At 44.4% G+C, this 22,912-nt stretch carries 19 protein-coding genes and 4 tRNA genes; 18 read left to right on the top strand and 5 right to left on the bottom strand.

The genetic code is table 11. From position 1 onward, the window contains the following. Positions 1 to 237: 237 nt before the first annotated feature. From uvrY to HOP38_RS10520, 12 genes are all read left to right on the top strand, one after another. A complete protein-coding gene (gene uvrY, locus HOP38_RS10575; protein ID WP_006075673.1) occupies positions 238 to 882 on the top strand; it encodes a UvrY/SirA/GacA family response regulator transcription factor in 645 nt (214 codons plus the stop codon). Beyond that, complete coding sequence (uvrC, locus tag HOP38_RS10570) at positions 882 to 2,717, top strand: excinuclease ABC subunit UvrC (RefSeq protein WP_198558023.1); 1,836 nt, start codon at positions 882 to 884, stop codon at positions 2,715 to 2,717. The genes uvrY and uvrC overlap by 1 nt, the downstream gene beginning before the upstream one ends. A gap of 48 nt (positions 2,718 to 2,765) precedes the next feature. Continuing rightward, a complete protein-coding gene (gene pgsA, locus HOP38_RS10565) occupies positions 2,766 to 3,320 on the top strand; it encodes a CDP-diacylglycerol--glycerol-3-phosphate 3-phosphatidyltransferase (RefSeq protein WP_198558022.1) in 555 nt (184 codons plus the stop codon). A 339-nt stretch (positions 3,321 to 3,659) separates the two neighbouring features. After that, positions 3,660 to 3,733, top strand: a tRNA-Cys gene (locus tag HOP38_RS10560). Between the two features lie 18 nt (positions 3,734 to 3,751). Then, positions 3,752 to 3,827: transfer RNA gene (locus tag HOP38_RS10555), tRNA-Gly, on the top strand. A 62-nt stretch (positions 3,828 to 3,889) separates the two neighbouring features. After that, a tRNA-Leu gene (locus HOP38_RS10550) sits at positions 3,890 to 3,976 on the top strand. Positions 3,977 to 4,002: 26 nt separating this feature from the next. Continuing rightward, positions 4,003 to 4,078 (top strand) — tRNA-Gly (locus HOP38_RS10545). A 123-nt stretch (positions 4,079 to 4,201) separates the two neighbouring features. Continuing rightward, a complete protein-coding gene (locus tag HOP38_RS10540; protein ID WP_198558021.1) occupies positions 4,202 to 4,924 on the top strand; it encodes a riboflavin synthase subunit alpha in 723 nt (240 codons plus the stop codon). A gap of 502 nt (positions 4,925 to 5,426) precedes the next feature. Then, positions 5,427 to 8,324 carry a pyridoxal phosphate-dependent class III aminotransferase gene (locus tag HOP38_RS10535; RefSeq protein WP_198558020.1) on the top strand — a complete coding sequence of 966 codons (2,898 nt, stop codon included), beginning with the start codon at positions 5,427 to 5,429 and terminating at the stop codon, positions 8,322 to 8,324. Positions 8,325 to 8,349: 25 nt separating this feature from the next. Further along, the gene (locus HOP38_RS10530) at positions 8,350 to 9,594 is read left to right on the top strand and encodes a carboxynorspermidine synthase (protein WP_006075494.1); all 1,245 of its coding nucleotides are present in this window, start codon (positions 8,350 to 8,352) and stop codon (positions 9,592 to 9,594) included. 51 nt (positions 9,595 to 9,645) lie between these two features. Continuing rightward, on the top strand, positions 9,646 to 10,779 hold the full coding sequence (gene nspC, locus HOP38_RS10525) for a carboxynorspermidine decarboxylase (RefSeq protein ID WP_198558019.1): 1,134 nt from the start codon (positions 9,646 to 9,648) through the stop codon (positions 10,777 to 10,779). A gap of 124 nt (positions 10,780 to 10,903) precedes the next feature. After that, positions 10,904 to 11,458, top strand: coding sequence for a YceB family lipoprotein (locus HOP38_RS10520; protein WP_198558018.1), 555 nt, complete (start codon positions 10,904 to 10,906; stop codon positions 11,456 to 11,458). Between the two features lie 57 nt (positions 11,459 to 11,515). Here the strand turns inward: HOP38_RS10520 and HOP38_RS10515 are convergent, their stop codons facing one another. The 3 genes from HOP38_RS10515 to HOP38_RS10505 form a co-directional block, all read right to left on the bottom strand. After that, complete coding sequence (locus HOP38_RS10515; protein ID WP_006075497.1) at positions 11,516 to 12,529, bottom strand: LacI family DNA-binding transcriptional regulator; 1,014 nt, start codon at positions 12,527 to 12,529, stop codon at positions 11,516 to 11,518. Positions 12,530 to 12,547: 18 nt separating this feature from the next. Further along, the gene (locus HOP38_RS10510) at positions 12,548 to 13,990 is read right to left on the bottom strand and encodes a glycoside hydrolase family 32 protein (RefSeq protein WP_198558017.1); all 1,443 of its coding nucleotides are present in this window, start codon (positions 13,988 to 13,990) and stop codon (positions 12,548 to 12,550) included. Positions 13,991 to 14,097: 107 nt separating this feature from the next. Continuing rightward, complete coding sequence (locus HOP38_RS10505; RefSeq protein WP_198558016.1) at positions 14,098 to 15,471, bottom strand: PTS transporter subunit EIIC; 1,374 nt, start codon at positions 15,469 to 15,471, stop codon at positions 14,098 to 14,100. A 315-nt stretch (positions 15,472 to 15,786) separates the two neighbouring features. Between HOP38_RS10505 and HOP38_RS10500 the strand changes: the two genes are divergently transcribed. Further along, entirely contained in the window at positions 15,787 to 16,728 is a 942-nt protein-coding gene (locus tag HOP38_RS10500) for a DUF3179 domain-containing protein (RefSeq protein ID WP_423250091.1), read from the top strand. A 70-nt stretch (positions 16,729 to 16,798) separates the two neighbouring features. Here HOP38_RS10500 and HOP38_RS10495 read toward each other — a convergent pair whose 3' ends face one another. Continuing rightward, positions 16,799 to 17,470, bottom strand: a complete 672-nt coding sequence (locus HOP38_RS10495) for a type 1 glutamine amidotransferase domain-containing protein (protein ID WP_198558014.1) — start codon at positions 17,468 to 17,470, stop codon at positions 16,799 to 16,801. A 119-nt stretch (positions 17,471 to 17,589) separates the two neighbouring features. Between HOP38_RS10495 and HOP38_RS10490 the strand changes: the two genes are divergently transcribed. The 4 genes from HOP38_RS10490 (at position 17,590) to HOP38_RS10475 (ending at position 21,064) form a co-directional block, all read left to right on the top strand. Next, positions 17,590 to 18,474 carry a LysR family transcriptional regulator gene (locus tag HOP38_RS10490; protein WP_198558013.1) on the top strand — a complete coding sequence of 295 codons (885 nt, stop codon included), beginning with the start codon at positions 17,590 to 17,592 and terminating at the stop codon, positions 18,472 to 18,474. A 79-nt stretch (positions 18,475 to 18,553) separates the two neighbouring features. Further along, complete coding sequence (locus HOP38_RS10485) at positions 18,554 to 18,805, top strand: DUF2999 family protein (RefSeq protein ID WP_031497056.1); 252 nt, start codon at positions 18,554 to 18,556, stop codon at positions 18,803 to 18,805. Between the two features lie 202 nt (positions 18,806 to 19,007). Beyond that, positions 19,008 to 20,456, top strand: a complete 1,449-nt coding sequence (locus HOP38_RS10480; RefSeq protein WP_198558012.1) for a winged helix-turn-helix domain-containing protein — start codon at positions 19,008 to 19,010, stop codon at positions 20,454 to 20,456. A 131-nt stretch (positions 20,457 to 20,587) separates the two neighbouring features. Further along, positions 20,588 to 21,064, top strand: coding sequence for a hypothetical protein (locus HOP38_RS10475; protein WP_006074864.1), 477 nt, complete (start codon positions 20,588 to 20,590; stop codon positions 21,062 to 21,064). A 114-nt stretch (positions 21,065 to 21,178) separates the two neighbouring features. On the opposite strand, the gene HOP38_RS10470 is transcribed toward HOP38_RS10475, so the two are convergent. After that, positions 21,179 to 21,826, bottom strand: coding sequence for a glutathione S-transferase family protein (locus tag HOP38_RS10470; protein WP_198558011.1), 648 nt, complete (start codon positions 21,824 to 21,826; stop codon positions 21,179 to 21,181). A 108-nt stretch (positions 21,827 to 21,934) separates the two neighbouring features. Here HOP38_RS10470 and HOP38_RS10465 point away from each other — a divergent pair, with 108 nt between their 5' ends. Next, entirely contained in the window at positions 21,935 to 22,747 is an 813-nt protein-coding gene (locus tag HOP38_RS10465; protein WP_198558010.1) for a LysR family transcriptional regulator, read from the top strand. The last annotated feature ends 165 nt before the right edge of the window (positions 22,748 to 22,912 follow it).

The following is a 22,912-nucleotide window of genomic DNA, read 5'->3' as shown; positions in this document are numbered from 1 at the left end:
AAACGAGGAGTTACGTTTAAGCACTAGGATGAGTGACTAATTTGTAACCTAATGATTTTAAAGTTTTTATGATTGACGACGCTTCATCTTCATCGTAATGTGTTTGCCAAAGTTTGCGCTTGTGCACGATTTGTACGAGAGCAATTTAGTTTCAAATGAGGTAAGATAGCTAGCCATGCTGCTATCCACTAACCTCAAGTGGTCGCAGAGCCAATAGACAAGTGTGGAGATACAAGTTTGATTAATGTTTTCCTTGTAGATGATCACGAACTGGTTCGCACAGGGATACGACGTATTATCGAAGACGTCCGTGGAATGAATGTAGCAGGAGAAGCTGACAGTGGTGAAGAAGCCGTAAAATGGTGTCGTAGCAACCATGTTGACGTCATTTTAATGGACATGAATATGCCTGGTATTGGCGGTTTAGAAGCAACAAAGAAGATTCTACGCCACAATCCAGACATTAAGATCATCGTGCTAACTGTACATACGGAAAATCCGTTTCCGACGAAAGTAATGCAAGCGGGTGCCGCCGGGTACCTAACCAAAGGTGCAGCGCCTGATGAAATGGTCAACGCTATTCGACTCGTCAATAGTGGTCAGAGATACATTTCTCCTGAAATTGCTCAGCAAATGGCACTTAGCCAATTTTCATCAGCGTCTGAAAACCCGTTTAAAGACCTGTCTGAACGTGAACTTCAAATCATGATGATGATCACCAAAGGACAGAAGGTAACAGATATTTCAGAGCAACTGAGCTTGAGCCCGAAAACAGTTAATAGCTACCGATACAGACTTTTTAGTAAGCTGGATATCAATGGTGATGTTGAACTGACTCATTTAGCTATTCGACATGGAATGTTAGATACTGAGACATTGTAGTGTCGGAACACATTTTTGATTCAACATCATTTCTAAAGACTGTAACAAACCAACCCGGCGTCTACCGAATGTACGACGCCGAGTCGGTCGTTATTTATGTCGGTAAAGCCAAAGACCTCAAAAAACGCCTTACTAGCTATTTTCGCAAACGAGTCGATAGCGAAAAGACACGTGCCTTAGTCAGCAATATTGCGAAAATCGATGTAACTGTTACTCATACAGAAACCGAAGCACTGATCCTTGAGCACAATTATATTAAGCAGTACTTGCCCAAATATAATGTATTGCTGAGAGACGATAAGTCTTATCCCTATATTTTCTTATCTGGACACAAACATCCACGGCTCTCGATGCATCGAGGGGCACGTCGTAAGAAAGGGGAGTATTTCGGTCCTTACCCTGACTCTGGCGCTGTTAGGCAAACTCTTCACCTTCTTCAAAAGATCTTTCCGGTTCGTCAGTGTGAAGACTCTGTTTATGCTAACCGTAGCCGTCCATGCCTAATGTACCAAATCGGCCGTTGTGCTGGTCCGTGTGTCAGCAGCATTATCTCCGATGAAGAATATGCAGAACTGGTTGGATTGCTACGCCTGTTCCTGCAAGGAAAAGACAGTAACGTATTGCAAATGCTGGTGGAGAAAATGGATGAAGCAAGCCGTAATCTGAAATTCGAAGATGCGGCTAAATATCGCGACCAGATACAAGCTATTAGACGGGTTCAAGAGCAGCAATTCGTTTCCGAAGACAGCGATGATGACATGGATGTACTTGGGTTTGCTCAAGAGAAAGGTGTCGCTTGTGTCCATATTCTAATGATTCGCCAAGGTAAAGTACTCGGTAGCCGCAGTCATTTCCCGAAAATCCCAAGTAACACCGACCGAAAAGAAGTGTTTTACAGTTTCTTAAGCCAATACTATCTGAATCAAACAGAATCTAGAACCATCCCTACGCGAATCATCCTCAATGATGACCTTGTGGAGGATATCAGTACGTTAGGTGAAGCGCTGTCTGAAATTGCTGGAAGGAAAGTTATTTTCCACGTCAACCCGACGGGATCCCGTGGTCGTTACCTTAAACTATCAAACACCAACGCATTAACGGCAATTACCACCAAAATCAATCATAAGATGACAATCAACCAGCGCTTCAAAGCCCTTCAAGAAGAACTTGAGTTGGAGAGCATAACTCGCATGGAATGCTTCGATATCAGTCATACGATGGGTGAAAGTACGATTGCATCTTGCGTGGTGTTTAATCAAGAAGGGCCGTTAAAGCAAGAGTATCGTCGCTACAACATTACTGGTATTACTGGCGGTGACGATTACGCTGCTATGGGACAGGTGCTTGAACGTCGCTACTCTAAGCAAATCGACGTAGATAAAATTCCTGATGTTATTTTTATTGATGGTGGTAAAGGGCAACTCAACCGTGCGGTTGAAATCGTTTCTCAGTATTGGGGAGAGTGGCCTAAGCATCCATTACTAATTGGTATCGCTAAAGGGGTGACTCGTAAACCGGGACTAGAAACTTTAATTACCCCAGAGGGGCGTGAGTTTAACTTACCAAGTGACGCTCCAGCACTTCATCTAATTCAGCATATTCGAGACGAGAGTCATGATCATGCGATAGCAGGCCATCGAGCCAAACGTGCTAAAACAAGACGTACCAGTCCGTTAGAAGGGATTGAAGGAATCGGTCCTAAGCGTCGTCAAGCCTTGCTGAAGTACATGGGTGGTTTGCAAGAACTTAAGCGAGCCAGTGTAGAAGAAATCGCCAAAGTACCCGGAATTAGCAAATCTTTGGCAGAAAACATCTATCAAGCATTGAAACACTAGAGAAAATCCCGCAACATAAAGGCGCAGTAGAAAAGAGCCGATAATAATATGCGTTTAAACATACCTAACATTCTGTCTTTGTTGAGATTATTTCTCATCCCCGTATTCATTGTAGTTTTTTATCTCCCATACAGCTGGGCGCCGTTTGCTGCCGCAATGGTGTTTTGGATGGCCGGTTTTACCGACTGGTTAGATGGGATGTTAGCAAGGAAGCTGGGTCAAACCTCTCGATTTGGCGCTTTCATCGACCCTGTCGCTGACAAAGTGTTAGTTGCTACTGCGTTGATTCTAATTACTGAACACTACCACAGCATTTGGGTAACTATTCCTGCTGTTACCATGATTGCACGTGAGATTATCATTTCTGCTTTGAGAGAGTGGATGGCTGAAATCGGCAAGCGCGCCAGTGTTGCTGTTTCATGGGTAGGCAAAGTTAAGACGCTGACACAGATGTTTGCTCTATGGGTACTTATCTGGCGCTATGACGATTGGATGGTATGGCTAGGCTTCGGTGCACTTTATGTTGCAACGGTATTAACCTACTGGTCAATGTTCCAATATCTAGCTGCTGCTAAAGATGATTTATTGAATGCAGATGATTAGAGATAATGAATAATAGAAGGCGAGCGATGAGCTCGCCTTTTTTGTCACTATTGAATGCTTTAATACTCGAAGAGAGGCACTTCGGTAAGTGATATCAGAGTTCTTAGGTTTTGTAGATATAAATACAACAACAAAGCAAAACAAGTTTTCTAGTGCTAAATGTGCATGTTTTTGCTAGAAAATTGAGCAAATTAGCGCTTTTTGGATGTTTCTTAGACAAACGATTCAAAATATAAAAAAACGTGTTGACTCATTTCTCTGATTGCGTAAAATGCCTCCCGTACTCAAGAGGAACTGCTTAAAGCAAAGCGATTAAGTTAGAGTCCAGAGTGACAAGAAGGCGCCTTGGCAGAGTGGCTATGCAGCGGATTGCAAATCCGTGGACCTCGGTTCGACTCCGGGAGGCGCCTCCATTCTCTCTTAGAGAATATGCGACACTAGCTCAGTTGGTAGAGCGCAACCTTGCCAAGGTTGAGGTCACGAGTTCGAACCTCGTGTGTCGCTCCAAGTTTTAAAGATATGGCGAAAGCGGTATCTAGATGGTGTCTCCATCACAATGAATTTTGTGTGCCCTGGTGGTGGAATTGGTAGACACAAGGGATTTAAAATCCCTCGGCGTTCGCGCTGTGCCGGTTCAAGTCCGGCCCGGGGCACCATCTCAAATTAGTCTGAAAAGACAAATGCGACACTAGCTCAGTTGGTAGAGCGCAACCTTGCCAAGGTTGAGGTCACGAGTTCGAACCTCGTGTGTCGCTCCAAACAAGAAAGCCCAGCAACTATGCTGGGCTTTTTCGTTTTTCCTTTCTACTCTCTTTATCTTCTTGATTCTTTTTGTAATGATGTCCGTACTAAAGGCACTTCACTAGTGAAATGAGGCATCTATGTTTACGGGAATTATCCAATCTGTCGCGACAATCGACAAAATTACTGATCTTAACGGCATTCGTACCTTTGAAATCGATTTTAAATCTGGGTTTTGCGTCGATGTTGAAATTGGAGCCAGTATCGCTGTGGATGGGGTATGTTTAACGGTTACCGAAATTCAAAGTGAGACGCGTCTCTCTTTTGACGTCATGCTTCAGAGCCTAAACATCACCACATTGAGTGCATTTGAAGAAGGCCAGAGAATCAATGTGGAGCGTGCGGCAAAAGATGGCGCAGAGATTGGTGGTCATCCGCTTTCAGGGCACGTGGACTTCAAAACGCCATTGGTTGCTATTCATCAACAAGAAGATAACTACCGTATACAATTTCAGTTGCCAAAAGAGTGGAAACCATACGTGTTCCCTAAAGGCTATATCGCTATCAACGGGGCAAGCTTGACGGTTTCAGAAGTAGATAAGCAAGAAGGGTGGTTTGATGTGTGGCTGATTCCAGAAACTCGCCGTATGACGACCTTTGAAGGCAAACTGGTGGGTGATGACGTTAATATAGAGATTGAGCGTGGCACTCAAGTTGTTGTTGATACCGTGCGCGATACAATTGCTGACACTTTAGGCCCACTGTTACCGATGTTTGAAAGATTCTTGGAACAAAATGGTGTTGACGTAGATACCATAGGCCAAGCGACCACCAAACGCCTAAGCGATCAAAAGGATAAGTAGCAAAATAAAATAACGCCGCCTCCCACGAGGCGGTTTTTTTATCTAACCAATTTCATATTTTTGGTAGTTGTTTCCATAAGTTAGACAAAACGTAACTGGAGAAAACGGTTGCGATGATAATGATTTCTATGTTACTTTCCCGCGCAATCTCGGAATGAATCTGGGGGAGACGCGTTGTGACCATTCAAGCTGATTGTGACACAACGTAGGGTAGGTACTGGTTATGCCAATAACCAGTAGACGGGATACTGATGCCTAGAAGGGCATGTTAATGGGAAACCCAACATTGAAACAGATTAACTCACACTCAAAAATCAGCTTTGTACTTCCAAACTGTGTATTGCGCTTAAACCGTAGTATCACAGAGCCTTGATTTCAAAACGCTAATACCTTTCTAAATGAAGCAGTTCATTTAGGCCTTTGTCACATCTGAAATACGGTGGGACTTGTTTTGCTATGCGCGTAGCGAGTGATTTCGCACGCCTAATCTAGGTTACAAAAAATGAGTACAGCATTCGAATTTGATTCCAAAGAATTCGCGTCTTCAATTTCGGTACACGTTCCACACGTTGAGGGCACCTATGACCTGACACCTGATCAGGTTCTACTTGATCAAGCGGAGCACGAATCAGAAGTTCGTTCCTATCCACGTCGTCTGCCTATCGCCATCAAGCGTGCGTTTGGTGCTTTGGTGGAAGACACTCGGGGGCAAATCTTTCTTGATTGTCTTGCTGGAGCAGGCACGCTTGCGATGGGTTACAACCATCCTGAAATCAATCAAGCTCTCAAACAGCAGCTTGATTCAGGTTTACCGTACCAAACTCTTGATATTACGACAGAAGCGAAAGATCGTTTTATCAAACGAGTGAAAGCGTTTCTACCGCAAGAATTCGCTGACCAATCGGTGATTCAGTTTTGTGGCCCTTCGGGTGCTGACGCTGTTGAAGCCGCTATCAAATTGGCGAAGCAAACTACGGGTAGAAATACTATGTTTGCCTTCCGCGGTGCATATCATGGTATGACGAATGGCACCATGGGCATGATGGGTAACCTTGGCACCAAAGCTCGTCGTACTGGGCTGATGTCCGATGTTCACTTCATGCCATTTCCTTATAGTCTTCGTTGTCCGTTTGGTCTTGGTGGCGATGCGGGCGCAAAACAGAGTATTCGTTATATCGAACGACTATTGAACGATGATGAAGCCGGTATCATGAAACCAGCTGCCATTATTGTTGAGCCAGTTCAAGGAGAAGGGGGCGTTATCCCTGCTCCGGCGTTTTGGCTGAGAGAACTACGCCGACTTTGTGATGAGCATGAGATCTTGCTCATTTTGGATGAAATCCAGTGCGGCGTAGGCAAAACAGGCTACCGTTTTGCATTTGAAGAAGCGGGGATTAGCCCAGATATTCTTTGTTTATCCAAAGCGATTGGCGGCGGCTTGCCGATGTCGCTACTGGTATTTAACAAAAAAGTGGATACGTGGAACGCAGGTGAACACACGGGCACGTTCCGCGGTAATCAACTGGCCATGGTTTCGGGCGAGAAAGCACTTGAGATCATCGAGCGCGACAATCTTGTTGAGCATGCCAGAGTCGCTGGAGAGTATTTACGTCTTGGCCTCAACAAAATAAAGCAACGTGTAGACTGTATTGCTGAGGTTCGCGGCAAAGGACTGATGCTGGGCGTCGAGATTGTCAAGCCAACGGGTGAACACAACAAGTTTGGTGAACCTGTTGCCGATGGTCAGCTTACTCTAGACATACAGCGCGCCGCGCTAGAACGCGGTTTGATGGTTGAAAAAGGTGGGCGTGATGGTGCCGTTATTCGCTTTCTTCCACCACTAATCATCAGTTTCGAGCAGATCGATTTTGCATTACGCACTATTGAAGAGGCTATCGTTGTAGCCGGTGGCGGGCAAAAGTCACAGCAAGATAACAAAGCAAAGTCGTGGAAAAAGTACTTCATCCACACGGGTGTGCAAGGTGCGACCGAGTTTTCTCAGGTAATGAATCACACCACTCAAGCGATGAAAGAAGTGTTTGAGGGTGTCTCTAAACCGTATTCGGGGTTAGATCCAAAAGTGCTTGAATCGGCCATTAACAATGTCAATCTTGACGGCAGTCATCACGATCTACAACGTGTTGTTGATGAGACTGCAAGTTTGGTTGCAGACCATTCAATATTCACTCAACACCCTAATTGTATTGCACATTTGCATACACCACCTTTAATGCCGGCTGTCGCTGCAGAGGCGATGATCGCGGCGTTGAATCAATCTATGGATTCTTGGGACCAAGCATCGGCGGCAACTTATGTTGAGCAGAAAGTACTGGATTGGCTTTGCGAGCGCTATGAGCTTGGTGCGTCAGCAGATGGTATTTTCACCAGTGGTGGCACACAGAGTAATTTAATGGGTCTTCTGTTGGCACGTGACCGAATTGCGGATGTGACGGATGGTCATTCTATCCAAAAGCAAGGTCTTCCGAGTTATGCCGATAGACTTCGTATTGTCTGTTCCGATAAGTCGCATTTTACGGTTCAAAAGTCAGCCTCGTTGTTAGGCTTGGGTGAAAAAGCCGTGCACTGCGTTGCAACCCACGACAACGGTACCATCAAAACGGATGCACTTATCACTGACTTACAAGCGATGAGAGCTGAAGGCTTGATACCTTTTGCTTTAGTCGGAACAGCAGGGACGACAGATCACGGCGCTATTGATGATCTAAACTCTCTCGCCACCATTGCTGCCGAAAACCAGCTTTGGTTTCACGTTGATGGTGCTTACGGTGGCGCCCTTATTCTAAGCAGTCACAAACACAAGCTTAATGGTATTGAAAAAGCGGACACTGTCAGCGTCGATTTCCATAAACTGTTCTATCAAACCATCAGTTGTGGCTCGTTGCTGGTAAAAGATCGCAGCAACTTTAAGTACCTGCTTCATCATGCGGATTACCTCAATCGAGAGCACGATGAGCTGCCAAACTTGGTCGATAAATCCATTGCTACAACCAAGCGTTTCGATGCTCTAAAAGTCTTCATGACGATGCAAAACGTTGGTCCACAGGCACTAGGTGATATGTATGACCATCTGATGGCACAAACGCAAGAGGTGGCCAAACTTGTTCAAGCGCATGAACGATTTGAGCTATTGGCACAGCCATCATTATCAACGGTCTTATTGCGCGTTATTAATGATGACGTCAACGATTTGAATGAGCTGAATAAAGCGATCCGTTTACAAGCACTAACACGTGGCGTTGCGGTGTTAGGGGAAACGGTAGTGAACGGTCAGTCAGCACTGAAGTTAACGATTCTAAACCCATGCTTAACGCTCTCAGATTTTGAGAGCCTACTGAATAACATTGATCAGTTAGCACTTGAGCTAGCTAACTCGTACTAACCGATAAACAGAATAAGGAAAGAAAATGGCAGTTTTACAGATTGGCGCTGGTGGTGTTGGTTGGGTAGTCGCGCACAAGGCGGCTCAGAATAACGATGTATTAGGTGATATTACGATTGCGTCACGCACCGTCGCGAAGTGTGAAAAAATCATTGAATCCATTAAAGGCAAAAACAACTTAAAAGACACGACTAAAAAGCTAGACGCTCGTGCCGTTGATGCGGACGATGTTGAAGCGCTGGTTGCCCTGATCAATGAAGTGAAGCCCGACCTAGTGATTAACGCGGGTCCTCCTTGGGTAAACATCACCATCATGGAAGCGTGTCTGCAAGCGAAAGTCTCTTATTTAGATACTTCTGTCGCTGTCGATCTATGCTCGGAAGGTCAGCAAGTTCCTCAAGCTTATGATTGGCAATGGGGTTTCCGTGACAAATTCAAAGAGGCAGGTATCACGGGTATTTTAGGCGCAGGTTTTGATCCTGGTGTTGTAAGCGTATTTGCAGCTTACGCAGTGAAGCATTTATTCGATGAAATCGACACCATCGATGTTATGGATGTCAATGCTGGCGACCACGGTAAAAAGTTTGCCACTAACTTTGATCCAGAAACCAACATGCTAGAAATTCAAGGTGACTCTTTCTATTGGGAAAACGGTGAATGGAAACAAGTTGAATGCCACACTCGTATGCTTGAGTTCGATTTCCCATTAGTCGGCAAACACAAAGTCTACTCAATGGCACATGATGAAGTTCGTTCAATGCAAGAGTTCATTCCTGCAAAGCGCATCGAGTTCTGGATGGGCTTTGGCGATAAATACTTGAACTATTTCAATTGCATGCGTGATATTGGTCTACTTAGCCCTGACCCTCTAACTCTACATGATGGCACTGTGGTTCAGCCACTACATGTGTTAAAAGCACTGCTTCCAGACCCAACTTCTTTGGCACCAGGTTACACAGGTAAAACTTGTATCGGGACTTGGGTTCAAGGTAAGAAAGACGGTAAAGAACGTTCAGTATTTATCTACAATAATGCAGACCATGAAGTGGCGTACGAAGATGTAGAGCATCAAGCCATTTCTTATACAACGGGTGTCCCAGCCATCACGGCGGCACTGCAATACTTCCGTGGTCAATGGGCAGACGCTGGAGTGTTCAATATGGAGCAATTAGACCCTGATCCGTTCCTAGAAACCATGCCTGAAATCGGTTTAGATTGGCATGTTCAAGAGCTGGAAGTCGGTGCTCCGGATATCAAGATTCTTAAATAAAGTGACAGACCCTAGGTAGCTATCTAGGGTCTTTAAACTTAGGTCTACAAAATGATTAAAAACGAACTCAAAACTCCATACTTCATGATTAATGAAGACAAACTGGTTGAGAACCTAGAGAAAGCAAAACACCTTAAAGAGGTCTCTGGCGTAAAGCTAGTGCTGGCGCTTAAGTGTTTCTCGACTTGGGGTGTGTTTGACATTATTAAACCATACTTAGATGGCTCAACCAGCAGTGGTCCATTTGAGGTAAAACTTGGCTACGAGACTTTTGGTGGTGAAACGCACGCATACAGTGTTGGTTACACCGAAGACGACGTACGCGAAGTGGCTGATATTTGTGACAAGATGATCTTCAACTCGCAGTCTCAATTAGCCGCTTATCGTCATATCGTTGAAGGCAAAACGTCCATCGGTTTACGTCTTAACCCGGGTGTAAGCTATGCAGGGCAGGACTTGGCCAACCCTGCTAGACCGTACTCTCGCCTTGGAGTGCAAGCCGATCATATCGACCCAACAATCTTCGATTCTATCGATGGTGTTATGTTTCACATGAACTGTGAAAATAAAGATGTCGATGCATTTATCGGTTTACTTGATGCTATTTCAGAGCGATTTGGTACTCATCTAGATAAGCTCGATTGGGTTAGTATGGGGGGCGGTGTGTTTTTTACGTGGCCTGGTTATGATATCGATAAACTTGGTGCTGCATTGAGTGCGTTCTCGAAAAAGCATGGTGCGCAGCTCTACCTAGAGCCAGGTGAAGCGATCATAACTAAAACGACTGACCTAGTTGTTACCGTTGTGGACATTGTAGAAAATGAGAAAAAGACGGCGATTGTAAATTCTGCGACGGAAGCGCATCGTCTGGACACGCTCATATACGATGAACCCGCTTCGATTTTAGAAGCCAATTCAGAAGGTGATCATGAATACGTCATTGGCTCATGTTCTTGCCTAGCTGGTGACCAATTCTGTGAGGCCAAGTTTGATGAGCCGTTAGAGGTGGGGCAACGACTGCATATTATGGACAGTGCTGGCTATACCATGGTGAAACTCAACTGGTTTAATGGTCTGAAGATGCCGTCAATCTACTGTGAGCGCTCAAGCGGTCAGATCGAAAAGCTTAATGAGTTTGGTTACGATGACTTTAAATGCTCATTGTCACGGTGGTCGATTAGCTAAGTTATTCTGACTAAGTTAACACTTGCCTGTGACACAAAAACACCCTACCTTTTAATAAAATAAAGCAGACTCAAAGGTCTGCTTTATTTTCTCTTATTCCGATATTCTGAGAGTGCCACCCGTTATGAAAAACAGATTCGCCAAACTCCTCTGGGCTTCATCAGTGCTGTTATTGTCAGGTTGTGTGAGTTACAGCATCACTGAACAAGAAATGACGAATTATCTCAATGACAACCTACAACTCAACCAATCTATTGGTGTTGAAAACGTCATGTATGCCAAGCTTTCAGTCGATGATCTTCAGGTCAAAATTGGACGCTCTGACGCTGATCGTGTAGCGGTATTTGCCAACACCAAGGCTCAACTACAGTTGTTGGATGAACAGGATATTAACCTTGATTTGGATATAGAGTTCAGTGCCATACCTAGATATGAACAAGAAAGTGGTGAGATTTTTCTACAATCACTCCGTCTAGAAAAAATTGATCAAGAAGGGCAGCTTCTAACCCCAGAAATCAAGAAGCTGATTAATCCCGCAGTAAGTATGATTGGTGCCGCTGTATCTACCTATCCTGTTTACAAACTCGATAGCAATACGGTTAAAGAGGCGCTACTGAAATCCTCTAATCCAGAAGTTGTGATAAAGAACAACCAGTTAGTAATAGAGTTTTTCGAATAGCTTCTTATAGCCCGTCAAATGATCACTCGTTAAACGACAATCAAATATGGCTGCGCATTAACTGAGTTTAGGCGCAGTACTGTCTCTTACTTCGAGATGGTAGGGAATAAAGCTTACGTGGTCGGTCAAATCCAGATCGGGCTTTTCAATCAGCATATGCAGTAAATGTGCACTGGTTTTACCTGACTCCTCAAAGTCATAAACCAGCGAGGTAATCTTAGGGTTGTAATAACGAGACATATTACCACCACCAACGCCACACACGCTGACATCCTCTGGGACCTTAAAGCCATGTTCAAGTAAGTAGGTAATCGCACCAATAGCCATTTTGTCGTTGGCAGCGAAAATAGCGTCTGGGCGCTGCATTCGCTCTTCATAAAGTTCCTGACAGGCGGTATAACCACTTTCTACAGAGAACTCACCATTGACCATCATATCGGCAGAAATGGGTAATCCATGCTTTTCTAAACTGTTTAAGTAACCTTGCTTTCGTTTCACACCCACAGATACGTCACTTTCAGATACACCGATAAGCGCAATATTACGATGTTGCGACGCTACAAGATAGTCAATGATTTCTTCCACCGCCGTCACTTCGTCGAACAGCACACAAGGTGTTCCATCGGTGGTGGATTGCCCCATAACTACAACGGGTTTGCCTACCTTTCTGATTTTTTCTTTGTGTTCACTCGTAATCGTAGTCGCGATTAGGATGATGCCATCGACTTGCTTTTCTGCAAATAAATCGAGAAATTCTAGCTCGCTTTTTATGCTGTGGTTGGTGTTACCTAAGATGATACTGTAGCCGTTATTGGCAAAGTATTGATCAATGCCAGCGATGTTGTCACCAGAGGAGGTGGCGTTTATTTTTGGAAGAATAACTCCGATAGTCTGACTGCGTTTTGAATGCAGTGCTTTGGCCAAGGCGTTGGGGCGATAGCCCGTTTCATCAAGCACTTTTTGAATGCGCTTTCGAACGGGCTCACTGACATAGCCAGAACTGTTTAAGACACGGGAAACACTTGAAATTGAAGTTTCTGCTAACTTGGCTATTTCTTTAATTGTCGCCATTTCCCGTTAATCCTTTGGTCAGTAATCGTATTTAATAAAGCGCTTGATTATACATGACTTTCCAGTTTCAAGTGTGATTTTTGACTGATCGGCTTGCGGGAACACGCGAGATGTAAACACGGCTTCACCATGATTGATGAAGACTTCAACAATAGACTGATCAAAGAAAATCTGCAGATTGAGGGATTGCTCACTGCCTACTTTGCACTGTCGTTTCCCCGGTAAATAGTCGGAGTTTGAACGATCTAAAGTGACTACGCCAGTCTCTGCTTGATAGTTTAATGCCAGCCAACGGTCACCTTCATCTGATAACTTGATCGTGACATCATCAGTAATATGCTCGATATCCAGATTCAATTCAAAGCAGTGGTTGCTGTCCAGTGATAAGTGATTCTGATTGGTAAGCTGCACCTCTTCAAACGAAGACATCGCACCGCGCAAAGATTCATGCTCGCGAGCGGGTTTTTGATGCACCTTCCCATCAACGACGGAAAGCTCTCGCACTAAGGATAAAGCGTGAATCCAGTCATTGGTGACGCTAGGTTGTTCATCTTCCTCAGGAATACCAACCCAAGCACTCATCAGGCGGCGTCCATCAGTCGATTCGGTGGTTTGCGGAGCATAAAACTCAAACCCATGATCGAGTGGCTCAAAGTTGCCGTGTGTATAGCACGTATTTAGGTAATCCATCTTACCTACAAAATAGCCATTATTGTGGCGATTTTGGAAGCTTAACCCATTGGGCTTAATTCCTTGTGGGCAACCTATCAAAACATCAGTGTTATCTAGATGGAACAGATCTGGGCATTCGAACATATAGCCAAAGTCGCGAAGTCCATTGATCTGGTTGCCAGCAATTGGGCCGAGAAACGCCCAGTTAGAAGCATCTTTTGAGCTGAAAAGAAGCACCTGACCAAGTTCATCATTTGTCTGAGCACCAAGCACGCAATACCAAGTGCCATCGTGTTGCCAAATTTTAGGGTCGCGAAAGTGCGCCGTATATCCCTCAGGTTGTTTTGGGATAACCGGGCCTATTTTCTCGAAATGAATGTTGTGGCTATCAATAGATTTGGCGAGACATTGAGTAGTAAGACGAACACCGTCGTCGGTTTTTACATTTCCGGTATAGAAAAGATGAAGTCGCTCATCCAATACGAACGCGCTACCTGAGTAGCAGCCGTGGCGATCGTAGCTTTCGTCTGGGACTAATGCTTGACCTTGCAGTGTCCAGTTTACTAGATCCTGACTGGTGCTGTGTCCCCAATATTTTGCCCCGTGCTCACAAGCGTGTGGGTTCCATTGGAAAAACAGATGATACTCTCCATCGTATTCAATAAAGCCGTTTGGGTCATTAATCAGTCCGTACGGTGCAGTTAGGTGAAACCGTGGGCGCAAGTGGTCAGTGTTTGGTTGGTGCGACACTGAAGATTCGCTTTGTGAACACAGTTCTGTTGAAGTCATTGCTATTAATACACTCTGTAGTTGGACTTGTTGCTAACATTGAATTATTCAATGTTTTAAAACGAACCGTGGCGGTGACCCTAAGGTACACCGCCACGAGGGGAAGTTTACTTATCTAAAGCAACCGTCATCGTTGCTTCGTTGCTTGTTGGCTTTACTAGTAATTTAGTTAGCATTGCTGCGCTACCCATACCAATAACAATCATCACTAGGTACATGCCAAGACCATTGCCTAAGTAGGCAGGAATAGCTGGAATGAAAGTGACACCCATAACAGATGGTGCGATGTGCATGATGGTTGCGAATGCACCCGCAATGGCACCGCCGATGATACCTGATACAAATACACGGCTATTAGTTAGCGTCACACCAAACAGAAGTGGTTCAGTGATGCCGAAGAAACACGGTACGATTGAAGAGTAGTTAAGCGCTTTTTGTTTCTTATCTTTGATCGACATGGTGTAGGCAATCGCTGCGCCTGCTTGACCTGCCATTGATGCAGTAATCAGTGCATTTAATGGGTTGATCTTGATAGTCGATAGGAAGTTAAGCTCTACAACCATTAAGCTGTGGTGAAGACCCGTTACAGTTAGAACCTGTTGTAGACCGCCAAAGATTGCACCGCCGATGCCCATTGGTAAGTTAATAATTGATTCTGTAGAAACCATTACGCCATGTTCAACAATGTTGAATACCGGGCCAATAATGAACAGACCTGCTAGCATGCCAATAGTGATCGTCAAAAATGGAGTAAAGATCAGCGAAACCACTGATGGCATCCATGAGTTAATCCAACGCTCTAGGTTAGCGCCCAAGATACCTACAATTAGAGCTGGAATTATGGTGCCTTGGAAGCCTTGAATCTTAAACATACCAATGCTCAGCATTTCTGCGTTACCGCTTGCCACATCCCATGCGTTTGGCAGCATCGGTGCGATAAGCATTAGACCCAGCACCATGCCGATAACAGGCGTACCACCAAAGCGTTTAAAGGCAGACCACACGACAAGCGCTGGTAGGAAGATGAATACTGTATCAGTTACAACTTGCGTCATAGTGAGTAGCTCAGGAGAGAACTCAAAGCCTAGCTGTTGGGCGAATCCGCGTAACCCCATGAACAGACCGGTCGCAACCAGCACGGGAATCAAAGGAATGAATACGTCTGCTAAAGAACGTAGGGCCTTTTGGAATGGGCTCATGTTTTCGTAAGCAGCGCCTTTCGCGCTCTCAAGTTCGCCATCTAGTTCTTGCTGGATAAGGGCGAAGACCTTGTTAACTAAGCCTGTGCCAAGGATGATTTGGTGTTGGCCCGATTGGAAGAAGTAACCAGCTACATTATCTGTTGATTTGATTTGGTCGACATCGATAAGTGCATCATCTTTTACAACAACACGAAGTCTTGTCGCGCAATGTTCTAGGGCTCGAATATTATTTTTTCCGCCGAGAGCCGCAAGCAAGCGGACCGCGATTTTCTTATTCATTTGTTCTATCCTGATACGTTTTAAGAAAAGGTTTTCACATAACATGAAAAGGTTTTCATGTTTCAATGTGGTAAGGTTTTCACATTTGCATCATTCGATCAACTTGATCAGTAGGATTAAGTATAGTTTTTATTTATGGTTTTGAAGCTTGTCACAATTGTTGAGCAGCTCAACGCGGCGTTTGTTATGTCGAATAAGCGCCAGAGTGCTATGCGTATTAATGAGCATCGTTGCTTTTGTTTTAGAGGACAATTGAAAGCATTGCTGTTGTTGGCGGGTCTATATGGCCAGTCTTCTTTATTGGAGGAGAGGCAAATGCAGCTGCGATTAACTCTTTTGGTCTTCATATTGTTGTCGTTTCCGATATCACTATTGGCGAAGGTGCTCAATGGATTCAACATAGACAATGCATCTGTGCCCTCACAATTCATTCAAAAAGGCGGGCCACCTAAAGATGGCATTCCGGCGCTCAATCAGCCCGAGTTTATTAAAGGCAACGAGGCAAAATTTATGCATGCACAGGATATCGTATTGGGGTTGCAGGTTGGTGATGTGGTGAAGGCGTATCCTATTCGAATTCTCAACTGGCATGAAATCGTTAATGACCAATTCAGCGGAACACGTTACGTTATCAGTTATTGTCCATTATGTGGCAGTGGAATGGCATTTCTTAGCCAGCCGACGGGAGAGCGTGAAGCTCTGGATTTTGGAGTTTCTGGTTTGTTGTATAACTCAGACGTACTTATGTACGACCGCAAAACTGAATCGCTATGGTCCCAAATTCATGGTGAGGCTATAGCTGGAGCATTAGTTGGCCGTAAACTCAAACAAGTGCCGCTTACACTTAGTCGTTGGTCGAATTGGCTAGCTCGTTACCCTGACTCGCTAGTTCTCTCCACCAACACAGGTTATCAACGCGATTACCAGAGAGATCCTTATGCGGGTTATGGAAAAAACGCTGCCATCTACTTTCCTGTAGCAAATCAAGCACCCAATGAGTATCACCCGAAAGAGATGGTATTAGGGTTTAAAGTGGAGCAGTCAACTATCGCGTTTCCATTTAGTGAGATATCTCAGTTAGCAACTCAGCAGCAAAGCTTTGAATTGGGCGGGGATCGCTATTATGTTCACTGGGATAGCAGCAACCAGTCAGCTTGGATAACTGATGAGAAGGGTGAAACCCAACCATCAACCTTACTATTTTGGTTCGCGTGGTACGCTTTTTATCCAGAGACCCAAGTCTATAAATGGCAATAGACAACAATACGTGTCGTGAGAACGTTGCGTTACGTTAACACGACACGAACGGTTACAGCTGTGACAAAAGTTAAGATAAAGCCGCTACGATCGCTTTTCCGACAGCGTGAGCGCTGGTTGGGTTTTGGCCTGTGATTACACGTTCGTCAACAATTACAAACTCTTGCCAAGGTTGTACTTTGCTGTACTGAGCAGCGGTGCGTGCCAGTGATTCCTCAAGTAAGAAAGGAATATCGCCGATAGTGCCGAAGTCGATTTCTTCTTCTCGTGTAAATCCAGTGACTGACTTCGATGCCAGTAATTTGTCGCCATTGCTCAGAGTAATAGGTAGAAGAGCTCCGGGGCCGTGACACACTGCTGCAATTACACCACCTTGCTCATAATGAGTAGCTGCAAGCGCAGCGACATCCTCGTTACTTGATAGATCAGATAGCAATCCAAACCCTCCCGGGTAAAAAATAGCATCGTAATCATTGATATTGATTTGCGAGACAGGAATGGTGTTGTTAATACGATTCTGAAACGCCTCGTCCGTTAGGATTTCTGTATTGACACTGTCACCCTCGATGTCAGTACCGTAAAGTGGCGCTTTGCCACCTTTAATGGATGCGATGTCATAGTCATAACCTGCCGACTGGAGTTCACGTAAAGCGTGAGTGAGTTCTGGAGCGTAAGTTCCGTTTGCTTGGTCTGTCTCACCTAATGTTGCATGGTTAGTGACGGGAATAAGTACCTTTTTCATCGTTATGTCCTTCTGGCTGATTCGTTGTTGTAATTACCTTAGTTATACTAATTGCTAACTGATTTGGTGATAATATAGCTAAATGACAAAATATTATTGCTATATGACAAAGGTGAGATGTGGATAGCTTTGAAGGAATCAACGAGTTTGTAGCGGTAGCAGAAAGCCACGGTTTTTCTGCGGCAGCTAAGCAACTTGGTTGCAGCACAAGTCATGTGAGTCGACAGGTATCGCGTTTAGAAGAACGCTTGGGCGTCGCTTTGCTTGCCCGCTCCACTCGAATGGTGAATCTCACACAGGCGGGGCAGGTGTATTATCAGCAGTGCAAAGACTTAGTTATTGGACTTCAACAAGCTAACGAGCAGCTTAGTTCCGAGCAAATACAGCTAAATGGCACTTTAAGGGTGAGTGCCGCTGGTGCGTTTGCCGAAAACCACGTTGCTCCTGCATTGATGGAATTTGCGAAAGGGTACCCGGAACTAACGGTTGAGATGGATTTTGATACTCGAATGGTCAATTTCATCGAAGATGGTATCGATTTTGCGATTCGGTACGGCCGATTAAGTGATTCGGGATTAGTTGCCCGGAAGCTGGTGGACAGGCCAATGGCAGCCGCGGCCAGTCCTGAATATCTAGAACGATACGGAGTACCAACTCATCCTGATCAACTTCGACACCATAGTTGTATCATCGCGAATAATGACCATTGGGTATTTGAAGATAATGGCAAACCGATGGGGAGTATTCGAGTAGATGGACGTTGGCGCAGCAATAACTCCAGTGCTGTGGTCAATGCTTGTGAACAGGGGTTAGGCATTGTCTATATGCCAAAAAGCAGTTTTAGTGACGCTTTCCATAACGGGCGACTGGTTCCCGTCTTAATACCCTATTGGGGCAAAGGCTCTAGTAGTTGGATTGTTTATCAGAATCGACGGTTTTTGCCAATGAGGGCTCGTTTAGCGATAGACTACTTGGTTTCGCATTTCGCCAACTGGCAGGAGTGATGGAATCAGGTAGTACCCAGTTAAGGTCTCAAATGATAAACTGCGGGCAATTTCATTTGATATTGATAAAGGTAGTGAAATGAATCCAATAATTGCAATGCTAAAAGAGAACAACATCAGTGATGAGCAAATCAGTGAAATTTTTGAAGTACTGACACAGAACCCTCTTGCAGCAATGGCAACAATCAGCCAGCTTGGTTTGCCACAAGAGCAGCTTCAAGCGCTAATGGGTCAAGTTATGCAAAACCCTGCGTTGATCAAAGAAGCAGTTGAAGAGTTAGGACTTGATTTCGCAAAAGTTGAAGCAGCAAAAGAGCAACTTCAAAAGTAATCGTTTGAGATTCCTCGTCGCCGTTTCAGGGCCTGCAGGCTCTCAAATGGCGGCTTGACTTACAAAGCGCCCACAACATCCTTTTCCTTATCGATCCATTTCGCCAGCGTCATTGTCCATACTTAACAATACAAAATCTCAGTTGCTTCTGTGAAACGAAATTAATACCCTTTTAGGGTTATTTCTTACCCTTGTAGCCACTATGGACTCCATTAAATACTACGTATTGCAGCTCGAATCTCCGATTGTTTTTTATCCAAGCAAAAATAAGCTTGAAGTCGATGGTGCAGAACTGCATTTAGAACCATTGCAATCTCGTTTGTTGAAGTATTTTGTTGAAAACCAAGGGCAAGTCCTGACGACTCAACAAATCGCAGACAATGTTTGGCAGCGTAATCATGTGTCGGACAATTTGGTTCGCCAAGTGATTAGCTCATTAAGAGGCCAGCTTAAAGACAAAACGCGGCCTTACCGTACGATCAAAACTATCCCGAAGAAAGGGTACCTATTTGATCTTGAAGTGATTGCTCACATTGAAAAAGCACCACAAGTCGTCGCGGTTGAAGTCGATGATATTGAGGAGCCACAATTTTCGGAAAAAAGTGGGCGCAAAGGCGGTAACAACAAGCTTTGGGCTACCCTTGCTGGGTGTTTAGCGATATTGGCAATGGCGTCATGGATTGTCACTTATATTGTTGAAGAGAACACAGACATCGTGGCAGAAAATACCAATCCGCTTGGTACTGTGCCGGTTTATATCCATGATATTACTTCAGATTCGATGCAAGACTATCAACTGTCGGAAAGCGTTTACAATTATCTATTCTATGGCCTCAACTCGTCGCGAGCGTTAACCGGCTATCACTTTTCCCAGTTGTCTAAGGAGAGTAAAGCGGCATTAAAGCAACAGGGTATTGAGCTTAAAGGCTGGCTTAAAAAGAGCGGCGAGAGTGAGTTCTTACTTACTTTGATGATTCAGAACAACCAATTACCATCTAAGAATCAGCGTATTGAAAAATCTTTCAACAAAGAAGATTTTTTCACCGCCATTGGCGATGTAGTATTGGAAATTAAGGCGTTGGTAGAACCTAAAGAAGGCGGGTATGAAGTGACCAGTCATCGTGTGAGTGCCATTAATAACTACGATGATTGGGAAGTGATTTCAGACGGTATTTCTCAGTTCTACTTAGGTGGCGGAAACGATGCCTTTGTAAAGCTCTCACCTATGTTAGAGAACATTCAGTCTCAAGGTCGCGGCAACTATTTAGTCAGTGCTTTACTCTCTTACTCAGCCTCCGTTGACTATTTGCAATCGGGTGATGCTCAGACACGCCTTGAGGGTCTTAAATTGGGACAAAAAGCGTTCGAACTTAACCCTCGTTGTGATATCGCGAACCTGACGTTAGGGCTTGCCTTGTTGTTAAACCAACGCGCTGACCAAGCCATTCCTTACCTTTTCTATGCTGCAGAGAGCACGCCAACTCCCATTGGCTACTACCTATTAAGTGTGGCTGACAAACAAGTTGGTAATCTAAAAGGTGCCGATTTTAACTACCAACACTATGTCGCGATGAAGAAAGAGAGTGGTGGGCAACTCTATGATTTAATTGAATCTTTACAAAAATCAAATTTAATTCAAACCTTGCCATAGTTCATAGGGCTACGGAGAATGGTTTATTTGAATTTACTTTGTAATTAACGCCGATTGCCTTGCATCAAGCGTCTTTAATAAAGGCAAACTCATAATTGTTCTTGTGTTATTTATGCTAACAGGAACAAAAAATGTTAAAGAAGCTCGCGTTTCAAATCATTCCAGTGCAAATCTTTTTATTTGTATTCTGGTTTAAGAATGGCTTTATCGACAAGGTAATGGGCGTACTACTTGGGGCTGTCACTCCTGAGACGGCCTATGCGGGTGATACTTGGGCCGGATGGAAAGGCTATATTGTGGGGACATGGGATAAAAGTCAGGTTGGTCATGCTTTGTTAAGTCCAACATTCGACTTTATGTTTCCGATTCTGATTTTGTTGCAATGCCTACCTTTTATTCTCATTATTCGTTCGGTATTGAATCTAGAATTTATGACTGATAGAGAACGTCCTTGGTTGCTTTATTCGGCAATCGCCTCTCTTTTCGTCGCAGGTTGTATGGCATTTACTCAAACGATTTCGGGAGCTAGTGACGGTCAGTACCTATGGCAATTTATGGGTTTTAGTATGGTCGCAATTATGTATATCCGAAATGAGCAAAAGCGTTAAACTAATCGAATAATGACTTGATAAAGCAGTCAATGCACTGCGGTTTTGAACTCATGGCTTGCCATAACGAAACGTTAGGCAAGCCTTTGTTATTTTGTCAAACCGTTGCATTGGCTAGCGATCAACTCCTGCTTCGTCCTGAACAATGATGTCTTGCTCATGACTTGCTTGTATTAACCACGTTTTTATTGCGTCACTATTTAGCACTTTTTGTTGATACTGCTGCGCTAAAGGTGACAGTTCAATGCCATAGGTTCGGAAACGAAGTGCAACAGGAGCAAACATGGCGTCGGCAATGGACCAATCGCCAAATAACCATTGACCATCGTGCTTTGACATCTGCTCTGCCCATAAGGTGTCAATCCGTTGGATATCTTTTCTAGCTTCTGCAGAAAGTACGACCTGGCGCTTGGCTCGGCAGTTCATTGGTAATTCATTGCGTAGAGCCAAGAATCCAGAGTGCATTTCGCAGGCTACTGCTCTTGCCTTGGCTTTTCTCACGCTGTCATTTGGCCAGCAGCAACCATTGAGATATTGCTCATTCACATATTCTAATATCGCAAGAGAGTCCCAAACTGTGGTTTCGTCATCAATGAGTGTAGGAACCTTGGCTGTTGGCGTCAGCGTTTCAAGTGTTTGATAAAACTCGGTTGAAAACAGTTTGAGTTTTTCTACTTCGACCTCAAGCTGGTAATGCTCAAAGATAAGCCACGCACGTAATGACCAACTCGAGTAATTCTGATTTCCAATATACAGTTTCATATTTGACTCCTTTGCCTGTTTGATTTTGATACTAATCAATGGTGAGATGGGTGACTAACGCAAAATTTGAATGTATTTCATCAATGAAATCGATGGATTGGGGGCGATATGGATATCGATGCGCTGAGAAGTCTTCTCGCTTTTTCCGAGACGGGGAGCTTTACGCGAGCAGCAAAACAAATAAACCGAACTCAATCTGCGTTTAGCGCGCAGATGAAAAAGTTAGAAGCCGAAACTGGGGCTGTATTGTTTGAGCGTGACGGCCGGAATATGGTGCTAAGTGAAGCTGGACTATCATTGAAAGCACACGCTGAACGCATACTCTCCTTACATGATACCGCCTTGCACCAGGTGAAACGCTATCAAAACAAAACGGCGTTGAGGCTTGGTTGCCCTGAAGACTACAATGACACTGTCCTACCGAAAGTGGTGGCGGCAATTAACGAAGTTGAACCTACTTGTTCAGTTCAAATATTCAGTCAGCCCAGCATTATGCTAAGAGAGTGGTTAGACGAGGGGAAGTTAGACGCCGCGATTGTGACGCGAGCACCTGACAGTGAAGAAGGTTATTGGTTAGAGTCAGACAAAGGCGTTTGGATTGCGGGGCATGATTTTGATACCGCCATCACCCCATTGCCGTTGGTACTGTTTCAAACCGACTGTAAGTACCACGCCGCGGCGTTGGATAGTTTAACCAAGCGTGGGATCGCTCATCGACTACTTGCTTGTTGCAATACTGCTTCAGCTCAGCGAGCATTAGTGGCTAAAGGAATGGGCGTCGGTGCGATGGGGCGTCTAAGTACTAACAAAGACGTCCAGATATTAAACGGAATGCCACCACTCCCTAGTGTGGATATTGTACTGTTGACTGGCACTAATCCTCATCCAACGTTGGCGAACGTATTTATTAAACACCATTAAATGGTATTTTTCTTTGAGATCAAATGGTGTTGATATTCATTTATAAAATGGAATGCCTATCAATACGATAATTTGCCTTTCAATTAAATGGCAAATTATTTGTTTCTATAAATGAGTGATTTAAAAATATTCCACCAAATGTCAGAGAATTGTCAATCCACTAAC

Origin of the sequence: Vibrio mediterranei (assembly GCF_013364395.1) — a bacterium.
GTDB lineage: Bacteria > Pseudomonadota > Gammaproteobacteria > Enterobacterales > Vibrionaceae > Vibrio > Vibrio mediterranei.
The sequence above is the reverse complement of the archived record's forward strand: the minus strand, read 5'-3'. Positions and strand labels throughout refer to the sequence as shown.